The sequence below is a fragment of the Lacibacter luteus genome, assembly GCF_004118265.1.
Lineage (GTDB): Bacteria > Bacteroidota > Bacteroidia > Chitinophagales > Chitinophagaceae > Lacibacter > Lacibacter luteus.
On sequence record NZ_SDHW01000001.1, the window covers coordinates 735,549 to 761,572 of the forward strand.

28 protein-coding genes are annotated in these 26,024 nt (G+C 40.8%); 10 read left to right on the forward strand and 18 right to left on the reverse strand.

All coding sequences use genetic code 11. The annotated features are described in order from the left end of the window. Positions 1-243: 243 nt before the first annotated feature. Positions 244-2,484: a Tex family protein gene (locus ESA94_RS02675; RefSeq protein ID WP_129129306.1), complete on the forward strand. Its 2,241-nt coding sequence runs from the start codon at positions 244-246 to the stop codon at positions 2,482-2,484. 118 nt (positions 2,485-2,602) lie between these two features. Here the strand turns inward: ESA94_RS02675 and ESA94_RS02680 are convergent, their stop codons facing one another. The 5 genes from ESA94_RS02680 to ESA94_RS02700 form a co-directional block, all read right to left on the reverse strand. Continuing rightward, on the reverse strand, positions 2,603-3,295 hold the full coding sequence (locus ESA94_RS02680) for an outer membrane beta-barrel protein (RefSeq protein ID WP_129129307.1): 693 nt from the start codon (positions 3,293-3,295) through the stop codon (positions 2,603-2,605). A 210-nt stretch (positions 3,296-3,505) separates the two neighbouring features. Further along, positions 3,506-4,645, reverse strand: a complete 1,140-nt coding sequence (locus ESA94_RS02685) for a hypothetical protein (RefSeq protein WP_129129308.1) — start codon at positions 4,643-4,645, stop codon at positions 3,506-3,508. Between the two features lie 107 nt (positions 4,646-4,752). Then, positions 4,753-5,604 carry a hypothetical protein gene (locus tag ESA94_RS02690; RefSeq protein WP_129129309.1) on the reverse strand — a complete coding sequence of 284 codons (852 nt, stop codon included), beginning with the start codon at positions 5,602-5,604 and terminating at the stop codon, positions 4,753-4,755. A 127-nt stretch (positions 5,605-5,731) separates the two neighbouring features. Continuing rightward, positions 5,732-6,241, reverse strand: a complete 510-nt coding sequence (locus tag ESA94_RS02695) for a DUF2911 domain-containing protein (RefSeq protein ID WP_129129310.1) — start codon at positions 6,239-6,241, stop codon at positions 5,732-5,734. A gap of 160 nt (positions 6,242-6,401) precedes the next feature. Next, positions 6,402-8,966 carry a VPS10 domain-containing protein gene (locus ESA94_RS02700; protein WP_129129311.1) on the reverse strand — a complete coding sequence of 855 codons (2,565 nt, stop codon included), beginning with the start codon at positions 8,964-8,966 and terminating at the stop codon, positions 6,402-6,404. 28 nt (positions 8,967-8,994) lie between these two features. Here ESA94_RS02700 and ESA94_RS02705 point away from each other — a divergent pair, with 28 nt between their 5' ends. Together ESA94_RS02705 and ESA94_RS02710 are read left to right on the forward strand one after the other, a co-directional pair. Beyond that, positions 8,995-9,732 (forward strand): toxin-antitoxin system YwqK family antitoxin, encoded by a 738-nt coding sequence (locus ESA94_RS02705; RefSeq protein WP_129129312.1) that lies wholly within the window; start codon positions 8,995-8,997, stop codon positions 9,730-9,732. A 194-nt stretch (positions 9,733-9,926) separates the two neighbouring features. Further along, on the forward strand, positions 9,927-11,714 hold the full coding sequence (locus ESA94_RS02710) for a DUF7477 domain-containing protein (protein ID WP_129129313.1): 1,788 nt from the start codon (positions 9,927-9,929) through the stop codon (positions 11,712-11,714). 175 nt (positions 11,715-11,889) lie between these two features. Here ESA94_RS02710 and ESA94_RS21340 read toward each other — a convergent pair whose 3' ends face one another. The 12 genes from ESA94_RS21340 to ESA94_RS02765 form a co-directional block, all read right to left on the reverse strand. Continuing rightward, the gene (locus tag ESA94_RS21340; protein WP_164972611.1) at positions 11,890-12,045 is read right to left on the reverse strand and encodes a hypothetical protein; all 156 of its coding nucleotides are present in this window, start codon (positions 12,043-12,045) and stop codon (positions 11,890-11,892) included. 35 nt (positions 12,046-12,080) lie between these two features. Further along, entirely contained in the window at positions 12,081-12,404 is a 324-nt protein-coding gene (locus ESA94_RS02715; RefSeq protein WP_129129314.1) for a hypothetical protein, read from the reverse strand. 181 nt (positions 12,405-12,585) lie between these two features. Beyond that, positions 12,586-13,047 carry a hypothetical protein gene (locus tag ESA94_RS02720; protein ID WP_129129315.1) on the reverse strand — a complete coding sequence of 154 codons (462 nt, stop codon included), beginning with the start codon at positions 13,045-13,047 and terminating at the stop codon, positions 12,586-12,588. A 155-nt stretch (positions 13,048-13,202) separates the two neighbouring features. Next, on the reverse strand, positions 13,203-13,562 hold the full coding sequence (locus tag ESA94_RS02725) for a bleomycin resistance protein (protein ID WP_129129316.1): 360 nt from the start codon (positions 13,560-13,562) through the stop codon (positions 13,203-13,205). A 101-nt stretch (positions 13,563-13,663) separates the two neighbouring features. After that, positions 13,664-13,999 carry a hypothetical protein gene (locus ESA94_RS02730; protein ID WP_129129317.1) on the reverse strand — a complete coding sequence of 112 codons (336 nt, stop codon included), beginning with the start codon at positions 13,997-13,999 and terminating at the stop codon, positions 13,664-13,666. Positions 14,000-14,024: 25 nt separating this feature from the next. Next, entirely contained in the window at positions 14,025-14,420 is a 396-nt protein-coding gene (locus ESA94_RS02735; protein WP_129129318.1) for an OsmC family protein, read from the reverse strand. Between the two features lie 86 nt (positions 14,421-14,506). Continuing rightward, positions 14,507-15,388 (reverse strand): pirin family protein, encoded by an 882-nt coding sequence (locus tag ESA94_RS02740; RefSeq protein WP_129129319.1) that lies wholly within the window; start codon positions 15,386-15,388, stop codon positions 14,507-14,509. A gap of 86 nt (positions 15,389-15,474) precedes the next feature. Next, positions 15,475-16,320: an EamA family transporter gene (locus ESA94_RS02745; protein ID WP_240670971.1), complete on the reverse strand. Its 846-nt coding sequence runs from the start codon at positions 16,318-16,320 to the stop codon at positions 15,475-15,477. Between the two features lie 187 nt (positions 16,321-16,507). After that, positions 16,508-17,323 carry a class I SAM-dependent methyltransferase gene (locus ESA94_RS02750; protein WP_129129321.1) on the reverse strand — a complete coding sequence of 272 codons (816 nt, stop codon included), beginning with the start codon at positions 17,321-17,323 and terminating at the stop codon, positions 16,508-16,510. Positions 17,324-17,334: 11 nt separating this feature from the next. After that, complete coding sequence (locus ESA94_RS02755; RefSeq protein WP_164972613.1) at positions 17,335-17,853, reverse strand: OsmC family protein; 519 nt, start codon at positions 17,851-17,853, stop codon at positions 17,335-17,337. 527 nt (positions 17,854-18,380) lie between these two features. Then, positions 18,381-18,803, reverse strand: coding sequence for a hypothetical protein (locus ESA94_RS02760; protein ID WP_129129323.1), 423 nt, complete (start codon positions 18,801-18,803; stop codon positions 18,381-18,383). Between the two features lie 176 nt (positions 18,804-18,979). Continuing rightward, positions 18,980-19,702 carry a pyridoxine 5'-phosphate synthase gene (locus ESA94_RS02765; RefSeq protein WP_129129324.1) on the reverse strand — a complete coding sequence of 241 codons (723 nt, stop codon included), beginning with the start codon at positions 19,700-19,702 and terminating at the stop codon, positions 18,980-18,982. A gap of 333 nt (positions 19,703-20,035) precedes the next feature. Between ESA94_RS02765 and ESA94_RS02770 the strand changes: the two genes are divergently transcribed. Continuing rightward, the gene (locus tag ESA94_RS02770) at positions 20,036-20,266 is read left to right on the forward strand and encodes a PLDc N-terminal domain-containing protein (RefSeq protein WP_129129325.1); all 231 of its coding nucleotides are present in this window, start codon (positions 20,036-20,038) and stop codon (positions 20,264-20,266) included. 3 nt (positions 20,267-20,269) lie between these two features. Next, on the forward strand, positions 20,270-20,485 hold the full coding sequence (locus ESA94_RS02775; protein ID WP_129129326.1) for a PLDc N-terminal domain-containing protein: 216 nt from the start codon (positions 20,270-20,272) through the stop codon (positions 20,483-20,485). 180 nt (positions 20,486-20,665) lie between these two features. On the opposite strand, the gene ESA94_RS02780 is transcribed toward ESA94_RS02775, so the two are convergent. Beyond that, complete coding sequence (locus tag ESA94_RS02780) at positions 20,666-21,076, reverse strand: SET domain-containing protein (RefSeq protein WP_129129327.1); 411 nt, start codon at positions 21,074-21,076, stop codon at positions 20,666-20,668. Between the two features lie 226 nt (positions 21,077-21,302). Here ESA94_RS02780 and ESA94_RS02785 point away from each other — a divergent pair, with 226 nt between their 5' ends. From ESA94_RS02785 to ESA94_RS02805, 5 genes are all read left to right on the forward strand, one after another. Next, on the forward strand, positions 21,303-23,135 hold the full coding sequence (locus ESA94_RS02785; protein ID WP_129129328.1) for a UbiD family decarboxylase: 1,833 nt from the start codon (positions 21,303-21,305) through the stop codon (positions 23,133-23,135). 165 nt (positions 23,136-23,300) lie between these two features. Continuing rightward, positions 23,301-23,729 (forward strand): hypothetical protein, encoded by a 429-nt coding sequence (locus ESA94_RS02790; protein WP_129129329.1) that lies wholly within the window; start codon positions 23,301-23,303, stop codon positions 23,727-23,729. Positions 23,730-23,945: 216 nt separating this feature from the next. Further along, positions 23,946-24,464 (forward strand): MepB family protein, encoded by a 519-nt coding sequence (locus ESA94_RS02795; RefSeq protein WP_205755897.1) that lies wholly within the window; start codon positions 23,946-23,948, stop codon positions 24,462-24,464. Positions 24,465-24,676: 212 nt separating this feature from the next. Then, a complete protein-coding gene (locus ESA94_RS02800) occupies positions 24,677-25,255 on the forward strand; it encodes a Crp/Fnr family transcriptional regulator (protein WP_129129331.1) in 579 nt (192 codons plus the stop codon). 83 nt (positions 25,256-25,338) lie between these two features. Next, complete coding sequence (locus ESA94_RS02805; protein ID WP_129129332.1) at positions 25,339-25,968, forward strand: hypothetical protein; 630 nt, start codon at positions 25,339-25,341, stop codon at positions 25,966-25,968. Positions 25,969-26,024: the final 56 nt, after the last annotated feature.

Consider the following 26,024-nt stretch of genomic DNA (forward strand, 5'->3'; position numbering starts at 1 on the left):
CGCACTGCACATTAAACTGACATCACATAAATATGTTACGCTGCTCATACGGCTTACTCATTTGATGAATGGTAATTTTTCAACAGCTATTAAAAACACAATTGCTGTTTTTTACATTTTAAACTGCATTTGTCATTTTCCTGTCAGCAAAAAAGCTAGCAGCCTGTTTGAAAGGAACAAATTTTTTTTCTTGCCGCAGGGGTTTATATTGCATCCCCTTTTTAACAAGACAACGTAGATAGAATGACAGAATTTTCATCAAAGATCGCAGGTTCATTAAGCCTGCGTGTGCAGCAGGTAGAAGCCGTAATGGAGTTATTGAACGAAGGCGCCACTATTCCGTTTATTGCCCGTTACCGTAAGGATAAAACAGGCAATTTAGATGAGGTAGCGATTCAGCAGATACAGGATCAATCGAAATTCCTGAAAGAGTTTACCGAACGTAAAGCCTTTATTGAAAAAACAATTACCGAACAAGGTAAGATGACGGAAGCATTGCAGGAGAAACTGGACAAAGCTGCTACGTTAAACGAACTTGAAGATATTTATCTCCCCTATAAACCTAAACGCAAAACAAAAGCACAAACAGCACGTGAAAACGGACTGGAACCTTTAGCCTTGCTGTTGCTTGAACAGAAAGATATCAATGTAGCAGAACAAGCCGCAACATTCGTGAATGAGAAAGTTGCAAGTGCAGATGATGCGTTACAAGGCGCAAGAGATATTATCTCAGAAATGGTGAACGAAGATGCCAATGTGCGTGCCAAGCTTCGTAAGTTTTTTGAAGATGAAGCATTAGTGAAGAGCAGCGTAATGAAAGATAAAGAAACCGAAGGCGCTAAATACAAAGACTATTTTGACTTTAGTGAACCCGTACATAAAATTCCTTCGCACCGTATTCTTGCTATTCTGCGTGGTTTTACAGAAGGCATTTTAAAGATGAGTATTGAACCCGAAGAAGAACTGGCCATTGAATTGGTTGATGGTTTGTTTGTAAAAGGCATGAACGATTCTACTGCACAGGTGAAGCGTGCTGTTAAAGATGCCTATAAACGTTTACTGCAACCAAGCCTTGAAACAGAATTCCGTTCGCAGCTGAAACAAAAAGGCGATGAAGAAGCCATCACCGTGTTTGCAGAAAATTTACGTCAGCTGTTGTTAAGCAGTCCGCTTGGCAGCAAACGTATACTTGCACTTGATCCCGGTTACCGTACAGGTTGTAAAATTGTTTGTTTAGATGAGAAAGGCGAATTGCAGACAACTGATCTTATTTACATACACGAGCCGGGTAAGCTTTACTCATCTGAACATACCATCCGTCATTTAGTAAGCACTTACAACACGCAGGTATTTGCCATTGGCGATGGTACTGCGGGAAGAGAAACTGAACAGTTCATTAAAAAACTCAACTTAGGTTTACCCATCTTTTTAGTGAATGAAGATGGCGCATCTGTTTACAGTGCAAGTGAAGTGGCACGTGAAGAATTTCCTGATAAAGATGTAACCGTTCGTGGTGCAGTAAGTATCGGTCGCCGTTTAATGGATCCATTGGCTGAGTTGGTAAAGATCGATCCGAAAAGTATTGGTGTTGGACAATACCAGCACGATGTAAACCAGCTGCGTTTAAAAGAACGTCTCGATCAAACAGTAGTGAGCTGTGTAAACCAGGTGGGTGTAAACTTAAATACTGCCAGCAAACATTTGCTCAGCTATGTGAGTGGTATTAACAGCAGCATTGCAGAAAACATTGTGAAGTACAGAAATGAGATCGGTCGTTTCACCTCACGCAAACAATTGTTGAAAGTACCCCGCCTTGGCGATAAAGCATTTGAACAATGTGCAGGTTTCTTACGCATCAATGACGGAGAGAATGCTTTGGATAAAAGTTCGGTGCATCCCGAAGCATATGCGGTTGTTGAGAAAATGGCGGAAGACTTACAACTGAAACTGGAAGAACTGGTAGGCAATGAAGCAACAGTAAAACAGATCAATGCAAAAAAATATGTAAGCGAAACGATTGGTGAATTAACCATCAACGATATTTTAAAAGAGTTGGTAAAACCCGGACTTGATCCACGCAGTGAAGCACAGGTGTTTGAATATGCCAACATCTTCAGCATCGAAGAAGTTACACCCGGCATGGTTATTCCCGGCATGGTTACCAACCTCACCCGCTTTGGTGCTTTTGTTGATATTGGTGTAAAACAAGATGGCCTTGTACACGTTTCAGAAATTTCACACGACTATATTACTGATCCTGCTGAGAAATTAAAACTCAACGATAAAGTAATGGTGAAGGTGGTGGAAGTTGATCTTGTTCGTAAACGTATTGCACTTTCGATCAAACAAACACAGGAAGCACCGGCAAGAGGAACAAGAATGAATAAAAATCCCAATACCAAATTCCAAAAGAAGGAAGAGGATTTAAGCACCCTGAGTGTAAATGATGCGTTGGCTGCTTTGAAGAATAAGTTTAAGAAATAAGTTACAAGCTTTTAGCTGCAAATAAATACAGAAGAGGCGCATCAAATGATGCGCCTCTATATTTATGATGGAGTGATTGTTTTAGCCAATGTCTTGCAGCTAATAGCTAACAGCTTCTTTACAATCTGAAACCAATTGTAAAACTCAAGACTCTGTGCTTGTTATTTTCATCTGCATTGTTGTCGCTGCCGGATTGCAACTTTGCTAAACCTAAACCATAGTTTACAGAAAACATCGCTGTTTTACCTTCGAAACCGATCGTTCCGTTTAAACCATAATCAAAACGGCGGAGAATACCGTAACCTGCACCTTCCTCTCCTGCTGTTGTTGGATCATCATTTGAAAATTCAATATTATCTGTACGGTTGTACACAATATTCAACGCCTGGTATTCGAGTTTACGTTTACCTGCAATACCCATTGCTACATACGGACCTGCACCTGCAAAGAATTTTGCACCATCGCCCATTGGAGCTTTTACCACAACATTCACCGGTACTTCAATGTAATAAGGATTGGTTGATGCTTTAAAGTAACCATTGGTACCTTCTGTACCACTTTGTACTTTAGAACCTTTTCCTGTAAACAGCAAAGCGGGCTGAATAGATAAAAGATTTTTAACTACAGGAATATCACCTTTTATACCCACATGAAAACTTGGCAACATGCGTGCTTCGTCAATATCGCCACCATCTGTTACCGACACATTGGCCATATTAAAACCAGCTTTTAAAAATACTGATGATTCCTGTGCTGATACACTGCTTACAACAGCAGATAAGAGAAGAATACAAAGCGCTTTGATTTTCATAAACGTAATTTTTCAGTTGTTTGCCAAACACCATGCCAAACTAAAAATTGACCTGGGTACGGATTGTTTGTAATGAATTTGTTTTCTTGTTTACGCAAAACGTAAATACATAGATTTTAAGACGGAAATAAAACTGCAATGTTTAATACAGCACAAAAAAAACTCCGCACTTGCGGAGCTCTTTATATAAACAAGGGGCAAGTACACAAACTAATCTGTAGCTTCGGTAACATAGGCCGATACCCAACCAACCTGTCCGTTTTTAATTAAATAAAACTGTTTGGCTTCGTTAACCGATTTAAACTGGCGCATAATACGCAGCAGCAATGCACTGCCTGCCATTAACGACTTTTGATCGAACACGCTGTGTACACGTTTTACTTCATCACTGATCTGTTTTTTATTCCACTTACCATTCCCCAACTTACCAACAAGGTATGCTTCGCTTAACGAAGAGAAGTTATCGCTTACACGTTTGGTAAAACGTTCAACATCTTCGTATGTAACCGGAATGATGGGATTATTACTCAGCTCAGGATATAATAATGTTGCAGTAGCCCATGCAATACCGCCACTGAAGGCGATATGATCACTCACCGGATAACTGCCACTTGTATTTACAGCGTATGTAATATCGGCAGCCTCTGCATTAGCAGCTACACGAAGCAATTGTTTGCTGTAATTCTGCAACGATTTATCATCGCCACATAATTTATCGGCTGCGTTCGCTGTACTTTTTGTTCCCCAGTTTAACTGAAACAAATAAAAGTAACTGTCGTTGCCGTAAGGAAAGAAACCACCTTTTGTATTACCGCTGCCAATATCAATTAAAAAAGTATTGTAACGGCGGGCCAATGGCACAATACCCTGGTGCGAAAGTTTTGCTTCATCCATTACATCCACCACATCAACCAAACGGCCAGGCTCATTAATTTTTGTTTGAAATGCAGAAATAAGTTTCGAGATCGATTCTGTTTTCTTTTCTTTTTCGGCCTGTTGTTTTACACCACTGCTTACAACAGTAAACACACGTTTTGTTGGAATATTATACTTTGTAAGCGCTGCATTGAACAGTGCTGTTAATCCATTTAATGTAGCATCGAAGGTTGCGGGAGTAAACGAAATAAAATCGGTATTAATGCTGGTATCTTTTACAATGGCAAAACTGTTACCTGTTTCTGCACTGCGTGTAAATTCGATCAAACTCATTTTTACACCTTTTGAACCTACTTCGATACCGGCATACAGATTAGGAATTTTGATGTTGCGGTTGACACTTGTTTGTGCTGCAACAAAAGCAGTAATAAATAGAAACGCAGCAAGCAGTGCACGGGCTTTCGTTTTCACCATAGCGTAATGTAAGTTTGGGTAAAAGTAACACAAACATAAGCCCAGTAAGGGTTTGCGTAAAACAGCATTGTGCAACTGTGAAAAAAATGTGCTTAACCCTGTACCGTTTAATTTAAACGCAATTCGGTGCGGGCCATACGCATACCATTTAAATATATCTGTACACTGTATGCGCCTTTGCTAAAGCCTGCAAGTTTAAGGTTTACAGCAAAACGCCCCGGCTCACCTCTTTTCGCCAGCACTTTTGCTTTGCGTGTATAAGCAAGGCGATCATCGTTGGCAGCAGTAAACATTCCCGATTGCCAGGGATCATCCTGTATAACATCACCCGAAGGATCGGTAATAACCATAAATACATCCGACTCCGCTGCGTTAGCTGATGTAGTTTGCAAAGTTGCTCCAACACTCAGGTAACCTGCAGCATCGGCTTTTGCAGTGGGCAGCTCTCTGCCTGTTTCCATAGCACGAAAACTGACACCTGAAACAGTATAAGAAGTTTCGACGGTTGGTGGTTTAATGGAATTATCTGTTTTTGCAGTAGTAACGGTTGAACGTGTTTCGGCAGGTGATTGCACAGAAATTCCGGCTGTTTGTGCCAGGCGTTGCTGCAGTTGTTTTATTTTTTGCTCTGCCCGTTTAAGATCTTCCTTTGTTATGTTATTGATGGCAAGTATTGCCGAAATTTCGTTGCGTAAACTATCTATTTCATTTACGGCTGCAGTTGTGCCAACCGTATCGATCATTACAGCATTGCGGGAAGAATCCATTTGTTGTAACAGGCTGTTGTAAGCCAACCGTAACGAATCGTTGATGCGGCTTTGCAATGCAAGCGAATCTTTTACAGGTACAACTTCTTTTACACTTGTTGCATATTTGTTTTTATCATACAAATGATAACCCCAGGTGGCAACAAGACAAAGTGAAACTACAACCAGCAAAATATTCCTCGTATCCTTCATACCGCTGCAAACTACTTATTAATTAAGGTTTGAAAGATGCCGCACCCGCTTTGTGGATAAGCTGTGAAATGCAAAATCCCTCCGCAAACGCAGAGGGATCGGGTTGTATACATTGATGGTTTAAAAACTATCCTTCAATTTTAACCTTTACTTCCAGCTTTTCCCAAAGTAATGAGAAGCTGCCTGTTTTTCCTTCATACTTCAGCACTTCGTTGGCAGCAGCTGCAGCAGCAGGAGTTACCGTAACACGCAGCACATCATCGGCTTGTTTGTAACTGTAAGCGCCCCATTGTTTCGCTGTTTTGTTAAAGATGATGGTCCACTCTTTTTCGCCAGGGATGGTAAAGAATGAATATTTACCGGCAGGTAATGTTTTACCTTCTACCTTAATATCCTTATCGGTTTCAAAAGTAGTTGCTTCGTTGGCACCTGCACGCCATACTTCGCCATAAGGCACCAGCTTACCCCATATTTCCCGACCCTTTACAGAAGGTGCATTGTAATTAATCTTAATAGTAGCTGCACCGCTTTTAAATTCGGTTGATGCAGGAGGACTAGGCTTTTTATTTTCCTGTGCACATGCTGTTACTGTAACAACAAATAACAGAAAAGGCAGCAAACGGAACATACGTTTCATATTCGTTATTTTTTTTGAGTGAGTAAATTACTACAAAATACTTGCAATATTGTTGCCTGTATGACAAACGGTTTTATTGCTCAAAAAAAGAAAGGTTGTTACCTGTGCCAAATGGCCTTCGGTAACAACCCTTCGTTCAATCAGTCTTTTTAGTATCTGCTTATTTTACTTCAGCTTTTTTCTTTTCGTAATAGGCTTTATCAGTTGCTAATTTTTGTGCTTCGGTTAAAGAAGCAATGTAAATGCCACGGCCATGTGTACCCAACACAATTTCATTATCACGATCCTGTATAGCTATGTCGTGGATAGCCACTCTTGGTAATTCGCTCATCCATGCCATACTGCTTGCACCAGCATCAACCGATACATACAAACCATGATCTGTACCAACGTACAACAGGTTTTCGTTTTTCGGATCTTCACGCAATACATTCACAGGCTCTGCAGGTAAATCGGTAAACAGTTGTTTCCATGTTGCACCATAATCATCACTAACAAATACCCATGCATTAAAATGATCGTTGCGGTAACCGTTCATGGTAACATATACCCTGCTCTCTTTGTATTTCGATGCAACTACACGGCTTACGTACAGGCCCTGTACTGTTTTAGGTAATTTGGTATGAATAGCCGACCAGCTGTAACCACCATCTTTACTTACATTAATAAACCCATCATCGCTTCCGGTATAGATCAAACCAAAACGAACAGGCGATTCGCTGATAGTTACCAATGTACCAAAAGGAACATTGCCTTCACGCTTGCCACCTGTAAGATCGCCGCTCATATTTACCGACTGCTCGCCTTTGTTTAAACTGCGGTGAAAACGATTGGTACCAAAATAAAATACATCCTGGTTATGTTTTGATAACAGGATCGGCGATTGCCAGTTGAAGCGAAGCGGTTTATCGCCCAGCTCGTGCAGCGGACGTACACTTACTCTTGTTGGAAACAAATTGGTTTTATCGCCACGGATGTATGCACCAAACTGCGAACCGGTGTAAACTGTTTTGTTATCTCTTGTATCGATCTGTACCTGCATACCATCGCCACCACCAATTGATTTAAATGCGTAGTTGCCGTTATCGTGCCAGTCTACTGTTTCACGGTTGTTGCTTGGGCCATACCAACTACCGTTATCCTGCAAACCACCGTATACATTGTACGGCTTTGCATCATCAACTGTAATGGCATAAAATTGTGCAACAGAGGGCGTGTTGGCTTTAAACCAGTTGGCACCATCATCGTATGTAATATTGATGCCGCCATCATTACCATTGATCATGTGATTATCTTTCTTTGGATTAAACCATAACGCATGATGATCGGAATGCACATTGCGGCCGTCAATTACTTTAAACGACTTACCGCCATCAACACTCATCCATGCACTTACGCCAAGCACAACAATCTTATCAACATTCATTGGCGATACATAGATCTTCGCAAAATAGTAACCATAAGTGCTGAAGGCTTGTGGCAGTTTATTGTTGATGAGCTTCCATGTTTTACCTGCATCATCGCTTCGGTAAACTTCGCAACCTTTTACGTTGCCGCTGAAACCATCATCACCTGCATCATAATAATCCCACAATGCAACGGGCTGAATTTTTCCGGCACGAACCATCTCTTTCACAACTGCGGCTGTATACTTAGCAGGAAAACGTTGCTTACGCATAAACGTATCCAGCTTACTGCTCTCCATGTTCAGCAGTTGTTCGTTTGTCATTGTTTTAAAATCTTTCAACTGCAAACCGGTATCGGCTGTTTGTCTTCTGCGACTTGTATCGGGCATTGCATCGTAGTTATCAATTACAGCAAAAACAATATTGGGGTTTTGTGCATACACACTTAAACCAATACGACCCAGTTTCTTTCCTTCTGCAAAACCACTGCCCGGTGCAGTTATTAAACTCCAGGTAGTACCACCATCGGTACTTTTATAAATGCCACTTGTTGCACCGCTTTCGGTAAAGCTCCAGCCACGGCGTGTGCGATGCCACATGGCAGCATACAGTTCATTAGGGTTGTTGGGATTGATCTCCATTTCAACAGCACCTGTGTTTTCATCAACTGCAAGTGTAAGCTTCCATGTTTTACCGCCATCAACTGTTTTATATACACCACGTTCTTTATTGGGCGAATACAAATGCCCTAATGCGGCAACCCATGCTGTGTTAGGATCGGTTGGATGCAATTGTATTTTACCAATATGATGACTTTCGGGCAAACCAAGATACTCCCATGTTTTACCATTATCGCTGCTCTTGTACACACCATTACCTGCGTACGATGAGCGGCTGCTGTTTACCTCACCCGAACCAATCCAGATAACACGGCTTCCATACCATTTCACCGCAATATCACCAATGGTCATAACATCTTCGTTATCGAACAAAGGCGTAAATGATTGTCCGTTGTTTTTTGTATGCCACAAACCACCGCTTGCATAGGCAACGTAAAATTCAGTAGGGTCTTGCGGATTTACATCTACATCAACTACACGGCCGCTCATTACCACCGGCCCAATGTTGCGGAACTTTGCATCCTTTAATAATGATTTCTTTTCGAGCTCCTTGCGTACAACCATTCCCTTCTGCCGTTCGTCTGCTGTTGTTGGCTTGATTTGTGCGGAAACTGTACAGGTAACCGACAGAAATGAAAGAATCGGAATAACTTTGAAGAGGCAATTTTTGATGCCTGCAGTCGTTTTAGTTGGGTTCATGCGTTGGTATTTAAATTCTCATGTTACGATGAAAAAGACATTGACTTGTTCAAACATACGAAGGTTGATTTTAAGTGCAGTTGCTGCTTTCATTTTTTGGATGAATGGTTCTGCACAATGTAAAGACTATACCATTGGGGTGAAAGGCGATACCTTAAACTGCACCGATGTAAAAGATCTTAAACAGGGTAAATGGGTGGTTCGGGTAGAAGAGGTTCGTGGCGAACCGGGTTATGAAGAAGAAGGCATTTTTAAAGATGGAAAAAAAGAAGGTCCCTGGCGTGTGTACAGTTTAATGGGCGATATTCTTGCCATTGAAAATTACCGTTGGGGAAACAAGCATGGTAAGCAGCAATATTTTAATACCATGGGCGATATGGTGCGTGAAGAAAGCTGGCTTGCACAAAACCCCGACAAACCAACCGAAACAGTGGAAGTGTACGATGTAAACGACCCCAAGAAAATTACATTGGTGGAAGTGAAGATGGAAGCAAGCTGTACACCACATGGTTTCTGGACCATTTACGAACCCGGCACCGGCAAAGTGTTACGTAAAGAAAATTTTATTCTTGGTAAACTCGATGATGGTACAGGTACAGCCAACGGTATTGTAAAAAAAGATCCCAACGAAGCAGCAGATACCAACAGCACTACCAAAAAAGAAACCACGAAAGAAAAACCCAAGCCCAAAGAAATACTCGAATACGAAAAGAAGAACAGCGGCAAGAAGAAAGTGAAAGTTCGTACCGGGCAAACGGGAGGATGAGTTGGGTAAATGGGTTTTGAGTTTTGGTTTCTTGTGCCTTCTTCCTTGTGGCTTGTGTTATTGCATGCACATTCATCTACCAGCAAATTACATTGGTAAAACATTCCCCTACCCCATAAGGAGTATTTTCAACTGCCCATTGCCCTGTTTACAGCAAATCAATTATTTTGCAGCCAAACCACAAACAATCACCAATGCGTTTACCCCTGAAAGCTGTTGCGTTTCTGCTCCTTATTATTTGCAGCCAGCATGCTGTCGCCCAAACAAGGCAGGAAGTATTTGCTGCTTTGCAACAAATCGTTAACCGTGCTGTAGGCGAAAAGATAGACGGCAACAGTCTTTTCAGTAAAGAGCCCGACAAGATCACCAAACAACTCTTTACCGAAACTGCTGTGGCAGTGTATACCAAAAACATGGAGAAAAAAAGTACCGAGTGGATACACCGTTACAGCAATATTTCCTGGAACGATATTTTTGACCATGATGTTTTTACAGAATACAAAAACAGCGATCTGCAGATTGTAAAAGTGAGGTTTAAAAAAAGTTTTAAAAGTGAATTCTTCCCATCAGATGAAGCCGCCGACGACGATCCTTCTTCATCCGATTATTTTGAATTTTACATTCGTACCAAAGACAAAGCAGAGTTTGAGAAAAACATGAACCTGCTTTACAGCTTTAAACCAAAGAAACAGGAATCGGCTTTTAATGCACAGATCCGCAAGTTTACAAAAGACCAAACCATCAGCTGGCTGCAAACCAAACTGAACGAAAATTTATATGCAGGGCAGTATGGCAGCAACATCAAAATAAGTATTAACAGCTGCCAACTAACGGTAACGTACAGGGGCCTGGTAAGAAGTTATGAAGAGATATTGCCTACCGCTATTTTAGCCATTAACAAATACGGCAAATTCGAGTACAGTACAAATGCAGCAAGCATACGTACCACTACTCCCGACAGTTTTGATGATGGTAAAAAAACATTTGGCAAATACTCCGGCGCTGTAGCTATTTCCGACAGGAATGAAGAGATCATGGAAAACATTGCCTGTGCATTAAAACATCTTTCGGGTTTTTGTAATGGCACCAACAATTCATCAACCGCTACAGCAGTTCCCGGTAACGGCTCAACAACTTTAAATCAATCGGGTATTAACAACAGCTCAACCGGTGTAACAACCAACAAGCCCCCGGTTTCTGTTAGTGGAGAATCGGGCGCACAAAAGAACAACAACTCTTCAATTACCACCGCACGCTGGTATGTACATTTCAGCAGAGGTAAAGATCTTGGCATGCAGGCCTGGAATTCTTCCCTCGACTTCCCTTCTGCTGCAATTGACAGCCGGTGGAAATCGGATTATTATATTACCGACATTACGTACGGAGGAGCAGACAGAAAATGGTTTGTTACGTTTTCGAAAAACACAAACTACACAGATCAGATATGGCGATTAGCAGACAGCAGGGAAAAGATAATGACTGCTATTAAAGATATCTGGAGAAAAGATACTTCACACAAGATCACTACACTCAGTTACATCAACAATCAGTGGATCGCTGTTACCTCAAAAGGATCGAACTATAAAAGCCAGGTATTTTTTCATGCAGATGAATTTCCTGAAACAAAGATTGAAGCTTATTGGAAGCAGAACTACGATATAACCGATATGGCCTACAGCCCAACAGAGGGATGGATTGTAGTGATGAGTCTGGGTGGCAATTACACGCAACGTTACCGCAAGTTTGCGTTGGAAGACGGATGGAACCACAGCCGTATACTTGAAGATGAAAAAAGTAAATTCTATATTTCCTCTGTAGCAAAAACAAAAACCCATTGGTATGTATTGTTGCAAACAGACAGTAAGCTTACTTCTTCTGCATACAATTACGGAGAAGCAATAAACGTATCGGAGATAAATCCTAAATGGGATGCAGGATACAATATTGATAAAGTGTTTTACATACCGGGTAAAAACGATTAACGGGTTAAGCTGTATTTAGTGCAGGCATGTTAGAACCCGGAAGGCGGGAGCTTGTTCCTTGGTGCTTGGTTTTTGTTTTTTGAGCTTTATTTTGTTATTACATATGTGCTATACTTAATAAAAAAGAAAGCTGCCCCAAAAAGAGGCAGCTTCTTTTTATTTAAACCAACCAGTGCTATTGTTTACTGGTTTCTTTTTTGCAGCAGGTATTTGTTTTATTGCAGCACTGCTCCGTTTTCTTTTTATTTTTTTTGGGTTTATCTGCAGTAACACCTGCGTAAACTGTACCAATAAATGCAAAGGCAATTGCCATATAAATAAGCTTTTTCATTTTTTTAAATTTTGATGTTGATAAAATAAAATCTGTCAGATTGTGAAGTACAGCAGCAGAGCCGGCGGCCGCCATACGCTGACAAGATAAAACATGCTGTAATGATTAACTACATCTGCAACATGCTTTACTGTTGGTGCTGTAACCTGTGTATATGTAAATTCTTTTTGCAGCAAACAGGCTGTGCTTACTGTGTTATTGCAGCAACAGGCATCTTTGTTTTGCTCTTCGTTTACGGGCTGCGTAGCATTACAAGCTGTACGGTTTTGTTTAACAGTTTCCAGGTAAACTGCAAATGATTCTGTTCCGGTAAGCAAACCAATGAAGCCAATAAGTAATATGAGTGCCTTTATTTTCATTCTGCTAAACGGGCAGTTGTTAAATGCAGCATGAAAATAGAAAAGACCAGAAAAGCTGCGTACTATTTTTGAGTAAGTGGTAAAAAAAAGCAGATAAGTTGTAGCGAAATGCAGATAAGCTGTTTGCGGGTTGTGGTTTAGTTAGTGGTTACCGGCAAACAACAACTATCAGCTAACAGAGTTAAGCCTTTTTCTTCTGCCCGTTTTTCAGCACTTTAATTTTTGTGTACATAAATACTTTAGCTTCTTCGTCTAAACCAAGCTTTTCTACGTTAGCGCCAACCGGGTAACCATTTTCATTTACTATCCGTCCGGTTACTTGTATTTGCAGTGGCAAATTATCGCCACTATACAATGTATCTGCATTTACCAAAAGTGTATTTTCAGGCTCTAACCAATAACGAACCCTTTCACTGGTATCGTTATTAAATTTCGATTCACTCCATTGCGCACAGGTACAGGAAATTGCATTATAACTAAGTATCAACGTTTGTATTTTACTTTCAGCGTTTACGTTTGGTTTATTTACTTGTGCGGCTTGTTGCTGTAAAGTATCTCTTACAGTAGGTTGAGCATTGTCAACTTTGCCTGACTTTGTTGTGCACGCAGCAAGAAAAAATATGATTGGAAAAAAAGTTTTCATTTGGTTCATGTATTTCATACAATGTTAAAACGATATGCTCATTACCGCAAATTTCAACTTTTGTTCTTTGATTACGACGAGTTGGCGCTGCCAGACGCCGTCTTTGAAGCTTGGAGTTTCAACGAAGAAAGCAAAGCGTTCAGGACTATCGGCAACTACTCAATGCTCTGCCCAAACGTAAGCAGATTATTATCGGGGTCGAGTAACGAAAATTCAATTTGTCCCCAGGGTTTTATTTGAAGGTGACCGTTAGGATGAATGGCAATTTTATTTTGCAATAGCTGTTGATACAATTCGTTGATGTTGTTGGTACGTATATACACCTGCCCGTAATTTTCTTTGGGCTCCAGTTCTTTAAATTCGAAAAAGTGAATTTCGATATTTTCCTTTTTTACCATCAGGTAAGGCTCAAAAACCGGATCGCCCAATTGTGTAAAACCTAACTGTTCTATATAATATGCTTTTGTAACAGCTGGGTTACGCATGGGCAATTTTGGATGGATGGCTGTAAGCATTGTTCTTGTGTTTGATTGATCGTTGTTATTGACGGCGCTGTCAACATTTAAAAAATTGGCAACATCTTGTTATTAGAATTCAACCCATAACTTTTTTCACGTTAGTCAGCTTTGGCCAATTTTTCTTTATCAGTACTGAACCTTGCAATGATGATTGGCGTTAAAATGCAAACGATACCAATAACATTCAGCAAAGCGGTTGATGAAAAAAAGTTCATTACAACAAGATAAAGTCCGCAAACAGAAAAGATAATTTTAATGATCGGTTTATCCCACTTTGAGCCGACCAAAATAAAATTAATGCCAATAAGCGTAAACATGGCTGCATTTAACAGTGCATTTATCTCCTTTGGAAAATGCAAAAACAAGTTTATTATTTTAAGTGCAAGTATCAGCAAAAGTGCTGCACGAAGTATACCAAGAAGAAGTTTAGGCATGTCTCAGGTGCTTTATTTTCTGAAGTTACACAATTGCTGTATTGATCTCAATCGGGTTACTTAAAATTTTATGAACGGGGCATGCATTGGCTACGGCCAGCAAACGACTTTGCTGTGCATCATCGAGGTTGCCGATAAATCTTATTTCTCTGTTGATGATGGTTCTGCTTTCAGCTGTTATATACTCCAGGTTAATCTGTACCTGTACTTCTTCTAACTCCCACCCTTTTCTATCGGCATACATACGCACTGTTGCACTGGTACAGGCAGCCAATGCAGAACACAGTAATTCTTTTGGTGCAAAGCCTGCATCTTTACCTCCATTCGAAACCGGTTCATCGGCAATAACCACATTACCCGACGGCGATTTTATTTCTATACGGTACAACTCCTTTTTAATAACTGATGATACACTTGCCATGCTGTTAACGTTTTAATGTTGGGTAAAGAATAAGGAATAGGGTAAAAGGTTTAGGGTATAAGGAACAAGAAACCTGCAGCCAGCTTCTATCTCTTCGGTGCAGGGTAAGGAACAAATTCTGTTTCATCGCCTTTAATTTTATCGAACTGTTGTGCGATCCATTTTTGTTTTGCGGCTTCAATAATTTCTTTGCTTGTTGCAACAAAATTCCAATCAATAAAACGCTCTTCGGCAAAAGGCTCACCACCAAAAATATAGATGGTACTGTTTGCTTCAATAGTAAACTCGCAAAGGGTGCTGTCTTTTGCCACAAGTAACTGCTTAGGCCCAAAACTGTTGCCATCGCTTTCTATACCGCCTTTTAAAATATACAAACCCGATTCGCCATATAATTCGCTGCCGATCTTTACTGTTTGTTGTGTAGTGCTTTTTATTTCGAGCATATACAGTTTGCTGTAAACAGGTACAGGCGACTGATGACCACATGCTTCACCTGCAACAAGTTTATATTGCAAACCTCCATCTGCCCATGCAGGAATATCTTCTTCGTTGATATGATAAAACTCCGGCTCCATCAGTTCCAGTTCTTTGGGTAATGCTACCCATATCTGCAAACCATGCATTGTTTTGGTTGAATGACGCAGGTATTCCGGAGTGCGTTCGCTGTGTACAATTCCCTTTCCTGCCGTCATCCAGTTTACAGCACCGGGTTTAATTTCTATTGCTGTTCCTAATGTATCCCGGTGCATGATGCTGCCTTCAAACAAAAAGGTAAGTGTGCTGAGGCCAATGTGCGGATGTGGCATTACATCCATGTTCTCCCGTTCGTTCATTTGCACAGGCCCCATGTGATCAATAAAAATAAACGGCCCTACCATCCGCTTTTCACGAAAGGGCAATAAGCGGCCCACCATAAACTTGCCGATATTGGCTGCACGTTCTTCAATAATGAGATTGATGTTTGACATGATAACAGATTCTTCTTCGGTTGACTAATATTGTTTGCAGGAAAGAATAAAATTAAGCAAGGTTCGTTCAAAAAAAGAAAACCGTTTTACTTCATTAAAATAATTACAACGGAACCAACAAGCATAATTACAGAACCAATGAGTTTTTTGCGGATGTTCGCTTCGTTAAACAACCTGTAACCAAACAGCACACTCAAAATAGTTGAAAGCTGAAACAAACTTAATGCATAACCAACAGGCATACGATCGAACACGTAATTGGTGGTAAACTGCATGGTACCGATGCAAACAATCAACAGCAGGTAAAATTTAAGATCGGGTGTTGCAATCTTTTTCAACTCTTTTGCAAGCGGCAACCTGTACACAAACAACAGCAAAAACGAAAACAATGCACCAAAACAACACCAGCTTACAAATGCAATTGTGGCGCTTGATGCAACAATTACTTTCTTTACAAAAACAGCTTCAATTGCAGTAAGGATCATAGCCCAGATGCGAAACTGTATTTCACTTTTTTTAAACAATGCCCACGAAAAACGTTCTGCTGTTGTATCGAGCACAAAATAGCTTCCGTAAATAATGAGTGCAACGCCAAGCAAGCCCCAAACATTGGGCAATTCGCCCAACAGAAAAACAGCCACGATTATTCCTACAACCGATTTATACGAATTGATGGGGCCCAAAACCGACAGATCGCCTTTTTGCAATGCCTTTACTAAAAACCCATTACCCAACGCACCAGTCAAACCTCCTGCTATTGCAAACATCCAGAACTGTTGCGGCAACAACAGCCAGCTTGTTGTAACAAGTATGTACCCGCAAAGTACCGACAACAACAGGTAGGTAAGAAAATTAACCAGCAAAGGATGATTGCCTTTTACCGTTAATTGTTTTTGCAACACATTACCCAACGGGTTCGATATGATGCGCAATAAAACGGCGAGGACAGTTATAATTGTTTCCGGCAACAGTTATTAATTAAAATAAGCTGCGAAGATACGAGGGGAGAGTTGTTATGAGTGATGGGTTACAGGTTATGGGTTATGGGTTATGGGTTATGGGTTATGAGTCTTGGTTTTTGGATCTTGTACCTTGCTCCTTGCATCTTGTTACTTCCCCCTATCTGCTTCCTTTTCCAATAACAAACTCACCGGGAATTGTATACCCGTTTTCATGTTTATATGCTTCTATCGACTGCAGGTATTCTTCACAAACTTCTTTTTTTACAACATCCGAAAATTTGTGATACGCCAAAGCCACCGGCCCTCCTTCAAATGCTGCTGCACATGCTTCCTCTGCAGATTTGTATTGCAAATGAGTATTTATTTTTTCCAACACAATATCAGAGAATCCGGCCATCTTCATACTTCTTTCCAACATACCATCGTTGCCAAGATTAAAAAACATAGGACATACTTCTGATGTAACCCGTTTGTCTACAATTTCAAATATACTTGCCCAACCGCAATGCGGTCGCTTTCCCCAAACAGAAACAACACATCGTCCACCATGCTTTATTACACGAAACATTTCTTGTAATGCACGAACAGGATTGGGCATATACATTAAACCCAATGCACAAAGCGAAACATCAAACTCTCCATCACCTGCAACAAGCAACTCCGCATCCATTCTTTCAAAACGACAGTTTTCGCTTTTATTCATTTTAGCAACCTGCATACACAGCTCAATCATTTTATCCGAAATATCCGTTCCTAAAACATAGCCATCAACACCTGTTGCCTCTAATGCACGAAAGCTGATGAGACCTGTACCACAGGCAGTATCAATTATTTTTTCACCTACACTAATTTGAGCAAGTGCGAACATGCTGTTATGTGCCGGCTTTAATTGTTGCTGCCACAATGTTTCGTAATACTGTGCAGCTTTATCCCATCCATAACGTTGTACACGCCTTTGTAATGCTTCTTCCATCAGGAAATTGTTTACTTGGAAATGATATTAATTTTTCGCACACATTTTTGTGCCCTGCTGAAGATGTCTAAATATGGACTGTACAAATCACCTTCATTGATCATCTGCATAATTGCTTCATCCGTTTCATCCGATTCTATCGTTATTGTGTACCTGACTTCAAGATAGCCGGGAGGAATTGTTTTGTCTGCAGTACCAAATAACGCACCATCATCAAAATCGGCCTCAACAGTTACTTCAAGATTATTAATGCGAAGTTGCAATTCAGCAGCCTTCATCATATAACCAATAGCAAGGCAAGCGCCCAATGCAGCACGGCCGTAAACACCCGGAGTTGGTGCAGAACCTTTACCACCGGCACCTTCGGGCATATCAGCATAAAACTTCCAGTTACCTTCTTCTATTTCGCACCTCAACCCTTCCGAAACTTTTACTTTTGAAACACCCGTTCCTTTTCCCAGCGATGGTTTTAGCAACAAGGCCTTTTTTGTACGTTCAATTGTTGTTTTTATTTGTTCTGTGTTGTGCATACAATTTTTGTTTAAGGCTTGGTAATATTCTTTATGCAGCAATTGCTGTAAGAAGCATTCTGTTTTACGCAAAGCATACTGCTTTGAAAGTTTTTTAAAAATAGATTTATTCTTTGTAGAATGCAAACGCACAATAATTACACGAAAGAATGCACTTGTGTTGCCAGGATTAAAAGGGATATTTTCAATTGTGTAGCTATTTGCAGGCAACAGCATCCATAAAAAAACAAGGCAGGTTCGTTAAAACCTACCTTGCACAGTTGTTGCAGTATTTGCAGTTGTTAAATGCTGCTATTCTGCAACTTCTTATTTAATCCGGTAATTGTCGTGGTCTCGTTCGCAGCTTTTATGCTGCTTTGCAGAAAACAGGTTTATTGTCTTTTAAGCAACGCTGCTGTTTCCTTTCTTAACCGACCTACTCCGTGTTAAAGTTGTTTGAAGGTACCGAACTTTACAATCTGTTCCTATGATGCCCGTCATTTCCAGATTATTTTTTATACGAAAGCAACATGCATTCAACTTCTGTTTTACTGTGCAGGCTTGCTGTTTAACGGAGCGCCAACAGCAATATCGCAGCGATGGCCCGGCTGACCATGCGGTGGGTTTTTTCCTGCAGCAACAGTACCCGGTGCAGAAGGTGCAACAACTGTATTGGTAACAGGTTGCATTTGTGGCGGCTGTGTATTTATGGTTGTTGCAGGAGCTGTGCCTGTAAGCGGCTCTCCTACTTTAATATCGCAACGATGACCGGGTTGCCCATGCGGAGGATTTAGTGTAACCGTTCCTTTAGTAGCTGTTTGTTGCGGCTGCTGTACTGGCGGAGGTGCAGCAGGAGCTGTTGTTGTTACAGGAGTTATTGTGGTGGCTGATTTACCTTCTTCCAACCCATTACTGCAGGCAGTTGCAAAACATACTGAAAATAAAGCAGGGAATGCTTGATACTTTTTCATACAGAAGCTTTTTAGTAAGATACGGAATAAATGGGGAGATGGGAAGAAGGTTATGGATGGCAGGCATGCTGCCATTGGCGCTGCACCAAACAAAAGTTTCCGTATCATAATTTAAAGCGCAACGGGGTAAAAATTATAAGCATCCGAAACACGTAACTGTTAACCTTTATCTGCATTTACAAAATCTGCAACTGTCGCTTATATATCTGCACGGCATTTTCGTAACCAAGATACAATGCATCACAAACCAAAGCATGTCCAATGCTTACTTCATCTATCCAGGGAATTGTTTTTATTAAATAGTTGAGATTTTCAAGATCGAGATCGTGTCCTGCATTGATGCCCAAGCCAAAACTTCTTGCACGTGTTGCAGCAACAAGGTATTCCTGTACAGCATAACGTGGATCATCTGCATATTTTCTTGCATAACCTTCGGTATACAGTTCAATACGATCAGTACCGGTTTCAGCTGCACCTTCAATCATCCTTACTTCCGGATCAACAAAAATGGAAGTACGTATGCCTGCACTTTTAAAAACGCCGATCATTTCAACCAGGTAATTTTTATTCTGTATGGTATCCCAACCATGATCGCTGGTAAGCTGTCCGAGTGTATCGGGCACAAGTGTTACCTGGTGGGGTTTTACTTCCAGCACCAGATCAATAAACGATTGCTCACGGCAATTGCCTTCAATATTAAACTCGGTTGTAATGATCTGTTTTATCTGCCGCACATCATCGTAACGGATATGACGTTCATCGGGGCGTGGATGAACAGTGACGCCATCGGCACCAAAACGTTCGGCATCAATAGCGGCTTGCAATACGTTGGGGCGGTTACCACCACGGCTGTTCCGCAGCGTGGCAAATTTGTTGATGTTTACAGAAAGCTTCGTCATGCTGTAAAGGTAGGGAGAGTTTGAAGTTTGTGGTTTATCGTTTATTGTTTCTTGCTATAGGTTACAGGTAGCCTGTTACGGGTTAAGGGTTAAGGGTTATGAGTTACGAGTGTTTGACACTCTCCGGTTGAACTCTCACTCTTCCTTTCCTGCGACAAAGATCTCTTTTAACGCAGAGAACAGGAGGAAATGGAGTTTGCACAGAGATGAATACAAATAAACAGTGTTGTGAAACAGTTGAAAGATTGCAACCCGTTGATGAGGGCCACTCTCTGCTCCCGAAAACACTTTTCTTTGCAATAACTTCACTAATTTTACCAAAACACATAATCTATGACGCTGCTCTCCCCCGACTGGACACTTATTTTTTGGGCACTTTTTTCACTTTTATTTTTAGCTGTATTTATTCGTGCTGTTTATTCTGTGTGGGGCAGAAATGATCTTTATCAAAGCACAAAATTACTCTGGAGTATTTTTATTGTACTTGCACCTGTTATCGGTCTCGTTTGCTACTTTATGTTTGGCAGCCGCAGCGACATTTCTTTAGAAGAAGAAAACAACTAACCTATGGAACTGGTTGAATCTGCTATGGGAGGCTTCCTTTACCTCATCTTTCTTTTTTTGCTGATTGCAATACCACTCACATTTATTCTTGCTGTGTGGAAACGAAACGATATCAGCCAGGCATCCAAAATTATGTGGATGCTCTTTTTTGTTGTTGCGCCTTTTATTAGTATAATCTGTTACCTACTCTTTGGCTACAAACCAAGTCGTGAACGATAGAAGAAGGTTACGAGTGGCTAACCCTCTGCGTTTAGCTCTGTCTCTTCTTTCGCTGCACCAAAGATTTCTTTTAACGCAAAGAACAGAAGGATATGGAGTTTGCGCAGAGATGAAAAAATTGAGATCTATGCTATCAGGCGATCAAGCCCCCATTCACCATTGACCACTCACCATTCACCATCAAATAAATCCCCTGCAGTTCTTTGCTCCGCATTGGCAAGGCAGTTTACCGTCGTGATGTGTTTCGCCATAATCGCAGGTAAGCTCCTCTCCTTTTTTAATGGGCCGTTTGCTGTAAAACTCCACCTGCCTGTATGCACGGCGCATGTATGTATTGGGGTCGCAGGAATGATTGATGTATGAAAGTTCGTTGCGGTTAATGCTTGCATCCAACGCCACAGGATCGTTGTCAAACTCCACCATCAGTAATTCACCGGCATGTTGCTGCTTTACTCTGCGTTGTGCTTCTTTATAGCTGATGATCTCCCCCGCCATATTGCCCAGCTTCCGTTTTGCCGGAATAGCCTTTTGTGCAAACGCACCTTTACCTGCCACTTTACTTTTTTTAACTTCAATGGGATAGTTGAGCATTTTCTTGATTTGTTGATTGCAAAGATGGGTATAAAACTGTTACGGGTTATGCGTTAAGGGTTATGGGTGCTTATAACTTTTATCATGTTGTATTTAATTCAGCTGTTTAAACTTTTGTTTGGCGCAGAGAAGTGAGAAACAGAGTTCAATCGCAGAGTGCCGTCCACCCGTAACAAACCATAAACAAGAAACCATAAACTGCAAACCTCAGTTATCTTTGCATCCTATGGCATATAGTTCGCTCGAAGCATGTTTAGTTGATCTTGAAAAGAACGGTCACCTTGTACGCATTAAAGAAGAAGTTGATCCGCATTTGGAAATGGCGGCTATCCATCTCCGTGTGTATGATGCAAAAGGCCCGGCACTGTTGTTTGAAAATGTAAAAGGAAGTAAATACCGTGCCGCTTCCAATATCTTCGGCACACTCGATCGCAGTAAATTTATTTTCAGAGATACCTTGCAACTGGTGCAAAAGATCATTGAGTTGAAAGGCGATCCTATGAAAGCCATTAAACGTCCGTTACAAAACATCAGCACCGGACTTGCAGCGTTAAAAGCATTACCTAAAAAACAATCCTCGTTTTCGTTCGATCAAATACAGGTAAGCGATCTGCCATTGATCAAGCACTGGCCGATGGATGGCGGTGCGTTTGTAACACTGCCGCAGGTATATACCGAAGATGCAGACAAGCCCGGCATCATGCAATCGAACCTGGGCATGTACCGCATACAGCTAAGCGGCAACGACTATGAACTGAATAAAGAAATTGGTTTGCATTACCAGATACATCGTGGCATTGGTGTGCATCAAACAAAAGCTAACAGGAAGGGACAAGCGCTGAAAGTAAGTTGCTTCGTTGGCGGACCACCTTCGCACAGCTTAAGTGCAGTAATGCCTTTGCCCGAGGGCATCAGCGAAATGACCTTTGCCGGTTTATTGGGAGGAAGAAGATTCCGTTATGCGTATGATGCATTGGGCAACGCCATCAGCACCGATGCAGACTTTGTGATTACAGGTGAAGTTGATCCTTACCAAACAAAACCCGAAGGACCGTTTGGCGATCATTTGGGTTACTACAGTTTAACACATCCGTTTCCGTTAATGAAGGTGCACAATGTGTATGCAAAGAAAAATGCCATCTGGGCATTTACAGTAGTTGGTCGTCCGCCGCAGGAAGATACCAGTTTTGGCGAACTGATACACGAACTAACGGGCAACGCTATTCCACAGGAAATACCCGGCGTAAAAGAAGTACATGCGGTTGATGCCGCAGGTGTGCATCCGCTGTTGCTGGCCATCGGCAGCGAACGTTATACGCCCTACATGCCTGCCAAACAACCGGCTGAACTGTTAACGATTGCTAACCATGTATTGGGCACAGGACAGTTAAGCCTGGCGAAGTTTTTATTTATTACGGCTGACGATACGAATCAACTCACCACACACAACATTCAACAGTATCTCGAATATATTTTTGAACGCATTGATCTTAGTCGTGATCTGCATTTCCATACCAACACCACTATTGATACGCTCGATTATTCCGGTACAGGTTTAAACAGTGGAAGTAAATTGGTACTGGCTGCTTATGGCGATAAGAAAAGAGAACTGTGCAGAGAAGTACCGCAGGCGTTGAAAGAATTACAAGAGTTTGAAAATGCACAACTCTGCATGCCCGGTGTTGTTGCACTGCAAACAAAGAAGTTTACTACGTATACTGAAGCTGCCAAAGAAATGGAGCGGCTCAATGGTGAATTGTCAATGGTGAATGGTGAATTGAATACAGTAGCCCAAATCATCATCTGCGATGATGCATCCTTTACTGCTGCTACATTGAAAAACTATTTATGGGTTACGTACACAAGATGCAATCCCAGTCATGATGTGTATGGTATTGATTCGTTTGTACAGCACAAGCATTGGGGCTGCAACGGACCTGTTGTGTTTGATGTACGTATAAAGCCGCACCATGCACCAGCGCTGGAAAAAGATGCTGCTGTTGAAAAGAGAGTGGATCGTTTGTTTGCAAAGGGAGGAAGTTTGGAAGGAGTTGGATGATTTTAATTGCGGCAATTGTGCAACCAACAATCTGAAAAGCGCATAGAACAAGTAATGAAAATCAAAAGATTAGAAACCCTGTTTTTTGAACGGGTTGCGTATGTTCATGTGTTGGCTGCTACTTGTACCTAACAGCTCAAACGTCCCAAACTTTGACAATCGAAAATGACAACAACCAAAAAATTAAAAATTTGGACCCTCATTACTCATGGACTTATTTTAGTTGGAGCAGGGCATGGAATTCTATTCCTCTTTATCATTGAGATATTCACGTTTCCTTATTTGACAAAAGATAGCTTCATCTTTTCATTCAATGGAGTTGACAATCATTTTGCTGTGATTGGTTTTTTAAGTCTATTAGGACAAATTTGTTTATTATTTTCATTATTCAATCTCAAACAAAATCTAAAAAACGTATTTCAAATTGTTGGGCTTATTTTATTTTGGCTTAGCATTGCTTATTTCATATATGACACAACCAAAGATTCATATACTCATATTGCTTTGGTGACAGTTATTCCATTTGCTGTATGTACAATCATAACGTTTCTCGGACAATCGGTAAGAAGACTTTACAACAGGATAATTGATTGATAAAGCAGCAGCCAACATTTTTCTTTTCGGTTGCTGTCTCCACCAACCGAAATTTTGTTATAACAGCTGGTTGGCGAAGACAGCAACCAGTAAATAAAAAGTCTTAAACTTATCAGCTTTACTTTTCTGCACGCTCACTATCTTCTTACTTTAGTAACAACAATGCCAAACAGGAACACAACACATTCTGAACAAACAATGTCACAAGCAAACCAATTGAAAGAAGATAACATTTTATACAGGCAACTTTACCTGGCAAAGGAATCGTTGTTCGACCTGTGCAACTTTGAATTATCCGATTTTGTAATGGAAGATGAAAGCCGGGAATATGAAGCTTGCAGCTTTAAGCTGAATGATCTAAGAATCAGGTTTCGGGCTTCTAAAATAACTCCTGAAAAGACTGGGCAATTCGTAACAATCTGGAAAAGAAACAAGCAAAACATTACAGCACCATTTAACCAGAATGACGATTTTGATTTTCTGATTATTTGCTCGCAGGACAAAAACAATTTCGGGTTGTTTATTTTTTCAAAAACTATTTTAGCTGACAAAGGAATTATAACAATAAACAACAAAGACGGCAAACGAGGAATCAGGGTCTATCCAAACTGGAACACAGTAACAAATAAACAAGCCGAAAAAACGCAACGTTGGCAAACAAAACACTTTATCGATCTCAGAGCAAACGAACAACCAAATTTAGATTCAGCAAAACAACTATTTGGAACCAGTTGAATAGATTGAAGCGAAGAGCAACGAATATGCAATAGTAGCTTTTTGTCAGGCCAGTATCCAGAAAGGGAGCCGCATACTTCTCCGCCGAGACTCCATACTTCAAAGACGATGTCCGGCAACGCCGATTCGTCGTAAAAAAGGGGTTAGAAATTTCGATTTATTAATGAGTTGCGTATATTAGTCTTTATTGCAGAAGCAGCAACAACAAAACAATGAAAAATATACTGTTCGACTTTATTTCAAAATACATTTCTCTTACAGAAGATGAGAAGAATGCACTCATTTCTTTAGATTTATTCCGCACGGTAAAGAAAGGCACTGTTCTACTCAAAGAAGGACAACATTCAAATGAAAGCTACTTTGTTTTAAAAGGCTGCATCCGCACATATTACATCATAGACGGAGAAGAAAAAACAACCGCTTTCTACACAGAAATGGACGCCTTAACACCTCATTCTGTTATCAATAAAACGCCTTCTGACTTTTTCATCAGTTGCGTGGAAGACTGTATTCTCTCCGTTTCCAACTCCGATATGGAAGCAGAAGTAAACAGTAAGTTTCCAAAATTTGAATTAATGTGCAGAAAGTTGTCGGAAGAATTATTAGCGAAAGAACGAATCGACTTTGACGAATTTAAAACTTCTTCACCCGAGGAACGATACCTGAACCTATTGCAAAAAAGACCGGACCTTGTTCAACGTGTTCCGCAACACCAGTTAGCAAGCTACCTCGGCATCAAACCCCAATCATTAAGCCGGCTGAGAGCAAGACTGCTCGAAAAAAAGAGCTGAACCTCATTTCTTAACTTAAGTGAACGGGTTATGGCATCCCGTCCATCCACTTTTGCAGTATCGTTTAACAATTACAAAAAGATATGCAAAAGAAAACTTTATGGCTTGCACTTGCCTTTCTGTTGGCAGGCAGTTTACAGGCAAATGCACAAGATCAGGACAGCACCTACAAGAAATGGTATGTTGGGAGCTCGCTCTTTCTGTTAGGAAATTTTGATAGAGTAAACAACCCTGAGTACATACAATTAAATGTTGGTTACAGGATAACACCCAAAGATGTTGTTTCCTTTGAGTTTAAAAGATCTGTTTACGCCTGGCCACTGGGCATCCCCTTCGGACCATCATTTGATGCAGCAGGGCTAAACTATCCCGGACATGCACGCATACTTGCACCTACAATAGCATACCAGCGTTTTTGGTGGAAAGGCGCTTATACATCCGTGTATGCATTGAATGCTTTTGAAAAATACATGGATGAGGATGATGATAAAATTGGAAATGGATATACGTTATACCTGAACTTCCATTTGGGTTACCAGTTTAAGTTTTTTAAAAACCGTTTCTTTTTTGAACCGGCTATTGGGTGTAGTTATTGGCCTGTAAGAACAAATGTTCCGGAATCGTTTAAAGCTGTAGAAAAAAAATGGCCCAACTATTTTTTGCAACCCGGTCTTCACTTTGGATATAATTTCGATTTTAAAAAGAAAAAATAATAGCCACAACAACAATAACCACCAGATAAAAGAGCTGAACGTTATTTCTTAACTTA